Origin of the sequence: uncultured Gimesia sp. (assembly GCF_937919775.1) — a bacterium.
In the GTDB taxonomy this organism is placed as follows: domain Bacteria; phylum Planctomycetota; class Planctomycetia; order Planctomycetales; family Planctomycetaceae; genus Gimesia.
In genome coordinates, this window is sequence record NZ_CALFPF010000307.1 from 1 (window position 1) to 4,062 (window position 4,062).

Annotated in this window: 4 protein-coding genes and 1 pseudogene; 4 read left to right on the forward strand and 1 reads right to left on the reverse strand. The window is 48.3% G+C overall.

Annotated elements, in window-relative coordinates:
- The 3 genes from Q0294_RS08465 to Q0294_RS08475 form a co-directional block, all read left to right on the forward strand.
- A partial coding sequence (locus tag Q0294_RS08465; protein WP_299463313.1) for a HEAT repeat domain-containing protein occupies positions 1-985 on the forward strand: 985 nt, incomplete at its 5' end.
- 122 nt (positions 986-1,107) lie between these two features.
- Positions 1,108-1,473, forward strand: coding sequence for an STAS domain-containing protein (locus Q0294_RS08470; RefSeq protein ID WP_299463316.1), 366 nt, complete (start codon positions 1,108-1,110; stop codon positions 1,471-1,473).
- Positions 1,474-1,531: 58 nt separating this feature from the next.
- The gene (locus Q0294_RS08475) at positions 1,532-2,602 is read left to right on the forward strand and encodes an LOG family protein (protein ID WP_299463319.1); all 1,071 of its coding nucleotides are present in this window, start codon (positions 1,532-1,534) and stop codon (positions 2,600-2,602) included.
- On the opposite strand, the gene Q0294_RS08480 is transcribed toward Q0294_RS08475, so the two are convergent.
- A complete protein-coding gene (locus Q0294_RS08480) occupies positions 2,603-3,229 on the reverse strand; it encodes a sigma-70 family RNA polymerase sigma factor (RefSeq protein ID WP_299463322.1) in 627 nt (208 codons plus the stop codon).
- Between the two features lie 182 nt (positions 3,230-3,411).
- Here Q0294_RS08480 and Q0294_RS08485 point away from each other — a divergent pair.
- Positions 3,412-4,062: pseudogene (locus Q0294_RS08485) on the forward strand (serine/threonine protein kinase); the annotation flags it as partial.

The window sequence follows — 4,062 nt, forward strand, 5'->3', positions numbered from 1 at the left end:
GATCAACCAGCCGCATGACTCCGCACCATATCATCACGCGTATCAGGAACTGTCAAATATTTCTCCTAAAGAAATCGGCGTGCTGGAAAAGTTGATTCTGGAAACATCCATCGATATCCCAGACGAAATCTATTCCGATCTGCTCCCGAAACTGGATCCTGATTATACTGCCGTAAATCAGCTTACCAGCCCGCACATAACCGATCGCCGCAAGGCAGCACAACAGCTGTTGATCAGCTCACAAAACGTGTCATTAAGTCCGGTGATCGTGAAACGTCTTCGAAAAATGATGACACAAGAGCAGGATCGTCTGGTCTGGCGTATCGTCATGTCAGCGATTGCAAAAGACAATTATGAGGAAACAGCACAACTCGCTCTCCTGGCAATCAACCATAACTGGCCTGATATCAGAATTCTGGGCTGTGAGTACCTGGGCACACACGGTTTGCCACAATACGCCACCTGGTTGCTGCCGCTTCTGGCTGACAAGAACGAATCGGTGCAACTCGCAGCCATCAAAGCGATCGGCCATTGCCACAATCCGCTTGCCATCACGGGCGTTTTCAATTCCTCACCAGACAAGAGCCCCGGACCTTCTCTCCGTTCATTGATGACACACTCGAGCCAGAGAGTTCGCTTTGAAACAGTCGCCGCTCTGAGTCGACTGGGCGATACGGAAGGTATGCAGGAACTGGTCCGGCTCTCCAATGACAAGCTCAATGCGACACGGATCGACGCCGTTCGAGAAATGGGAGACTCCGGACAAACACGATTTGTAGAACCACTGATCCGGGCAGCCTGGACGGAGCGCAACCACTCGACTCTCAAAGAAATTCTGAGCAGTCTGGAACAACTGGTCCCCGCCTCAGAGCAACCGGCGAATCTGAACCCCCAGATCAATCAGACGGAACAGGCCAAAATCTGGATGGAATGGTGGCAAACACAACACTCCGGACCGGCTCCCCGGCTGTTTACAGGCCGTTAAGTGTGAAATCTTGTTTTTGATGCACTTGAAGGCTGTTCTCGATTCCGGGTTCACAGTATCATAGACCGTAATCATAACCTTTTTGTGTCCAAAGAATTTTTAATTCACTGCGGAACTCCTTTATGGCTAACTACCACGACGACTTTCAATTGGAATGGCATGGAAATACTGTCGTAATCATTCCAGCGAGCAATGTCGAGTCTATGAGTTGGGATCTGATCGAACAGGCAGCCGACATCGTGATGGCTCCTTTACAGGAAGTCGAAATTCCGATGGTGGTCTTTGACCTGAGCGACGTCAGTTACTTCGGTTCCGTATTTTTAGCACTCTTGTTGCGCTGCCATAAACATGTCCGCAGCAGAGGTGGTGAATTAGTCCTGTGCGGTGCCAGTAAGATGGCAAATGAATTATTGCGAATCACAGCGCTGGACACGCTGTGGGCAATTTATGATACCAGAGATGAAGCTCTGGACGCCCTAATGGGCTAACTCACATTAAGGTCTCTGACAGACAGCTCGACCAGTTGTGTTAAAGGATTAATAGTTCATGTCGAGGAAATATCGAAAAACGCGTCCGCGAGTGTCTGAATCAGACGTATTACCGACAGAGCATTGCACGGAGCTTTATCCTATCGAGTCGATCGTCGCCAGTATCAAAGATACGGCTGACAAGCTGAAGCAGGATAATGCGACACGCGGCGACCTCAAGATTCTTGATCGTGCTCTGAAAGAACTCAGATATGCTTTTAAGGTTTTCACGCCATACCGCAAACAGCGCAAAGTGACTGTTTTTGGATCTGCCAGAACTCTGCCTGACGATCCGGCTTATCAGCAGGCACTTCAGTTTGGTCGCCGCATGGCCGAAGAAAAATGGATGATTCTGACAGGTGCCGGCCCTGGTATTATGGAAGCGGCTCATGTGGGTGCAGGCACCGATATGTCAATGGGGGTCAACATCGTGCTCCCTTTTGAGCAGGAACCCAATTATGTCATTCATAAAGACGAAAAACTCGTCAACTTAAACTATTTCTTCACGCGCAAACTGCTGTTCGTGAAAGAAGTCCATGCGATTGTCTGCTGTGCCGGCGGTTTCGGAACGTTGGACGAGGCTTTCGAAACGCTGACGTTAGTTCAAACAGGCAAGCGCGATCCCATGCCGATTGTGCTCCTGGATGCGCCCGGCAATTCGTACTGGAAAGACTGGGAAGCATTTCTGAAAAAAAATCTTTTACAACAGGAATTGATTTCGGAAGAGGACTTATCCCTGTTTTATGTCACGGACAGTATTGAAGCTGCCGTGGATGAAGTGATTGGCTTTTATAGCGTCTACAACAGTATGCGGTATGTGAAAGGCCGCCTTGTCCTGCGATTGCACGTTGAACCAAGTGATGAGTTTGTCGAACAGTTGAACAATGAATTCAGAGATATACTCGAGTCAGGCATCATCACAAAAGTCAAAACACACGAGTTGGAAAAAGACGATGCCCACCTTGCGCACCTGCCTCGTATCTCCCTGCTCTTCAATCGAAAAAGTCTGGGACGACTTCGACAAATGATCGACATGATCAATAACGAATTAGACCCCAATCACGATAACGAAGAAGCCGAAGAAGAATAATTATCTACCTACCATGCTTTTGAATTCGTCTTCGTTTTTGAGCATCTCCTGCAGTTTCGCCATCGAGCGACTGATCATCACCCGAACGGCGACATCTGATTTGTCCAATAGGGCGGCGATTTCTTTCGTTGGAAGTCCTTCCACATATTTCAGCCGAATGGCTTCCCGGTGATCCTCCGGTAACGTTTCCAGCGCCACGAGTAATTTCATTTCTTTTGCGCCGCGCGAGAACGCCTGACTGGGGCTGGTGATACTGGCCACCAGCAGATCCAGAAAGCCCTGCTTCTCACCATTACCGGCTGGACTCTGACTGACTTCCCGTCCGGCAGCGCGCTTTTGCACCTGGAAATATTTTCGATGATTATCAATAATCCGCCGCTCGGCGAGATGGCAGAGCCAGTTAAATGGTGTCTTCTGCTCAAAATCCATTTGGGATAAGGACTCAACAGCATTGAGCGAGACTTCCTGCAGAATATCTGCGGCTTCCACCTTGCCTTTTAATCCGTCACTCATGTTCTTATTAATAAAGGCCAACAGGGGAGCACGGTGCGCTTCAATAAACTCGAGCAAAGCCGGTTCGCTGCCTTGCCTGATCTGTTTAATGAGAACTTCGATATCAGTTGTCATGAAACTTCAAACTTCCTGCAATGAGTCTATCAAGTCGGGCGCGTTCCGCTTTTCACACCGTTCCTCATCGGTTACCATGAGGCATCTTTGCCTGTCCTTTATACCATTGACGGAGCGATGCTTCTACTCAATTGTCAAGATAGTTACTGTAGAATTATCACTCAAAAGCCAGGAGCGAACTGTTGTCTGACCCTTTGCAACATCTGGATTCAGCAGACAGCCCAGCCGAGCTGTCTGCTCTGACAGATATGATGCAACAGTTTATCAACGACTGGGAATCACAACAGACGCCCCCTGATTTAAAAGTATATCTGCGGAACCAGCAACAACCCAATCGTTTTCTGTTAATTGAGCTCATTAAAATTGATCTGGAGTTTCGCTGGCAGCAATTTAATTTTCCCAAACGGATCAGTGAATACTTCGCAGAATTCCCGACTCTGCTGAATGATGCTGTCCCCGTTGATCTGCTCTATGAAGAATTCCATCTTCGCCGCCAAAACGGTTTTGACGCAGATCCTGCCGATTACCTCAGTTTATTTCCCACAGCCAGTCCACAGCTGAAACAGCTGTTTGATTTAAATCATGATTATCTCACAACAAAGATAATCAAGCATTCCCCGCCTCAGGCATTTGACAGCTTTCAACCAGGGCAGACCGTCGATGATTTTGACTTACTGACCTTATTAGGCACAGGCGCATTCGCCAAAGTTTATCAGGCACGCCAGAATTCCATGCAACGACTGGTTGCGTTAAAAATCTCTGAGGATTCCAGTAGCGAGCCACAAACGCTGGCGCAATTAGATCACGATAATATTGTGCGCGTGTTTGACCAG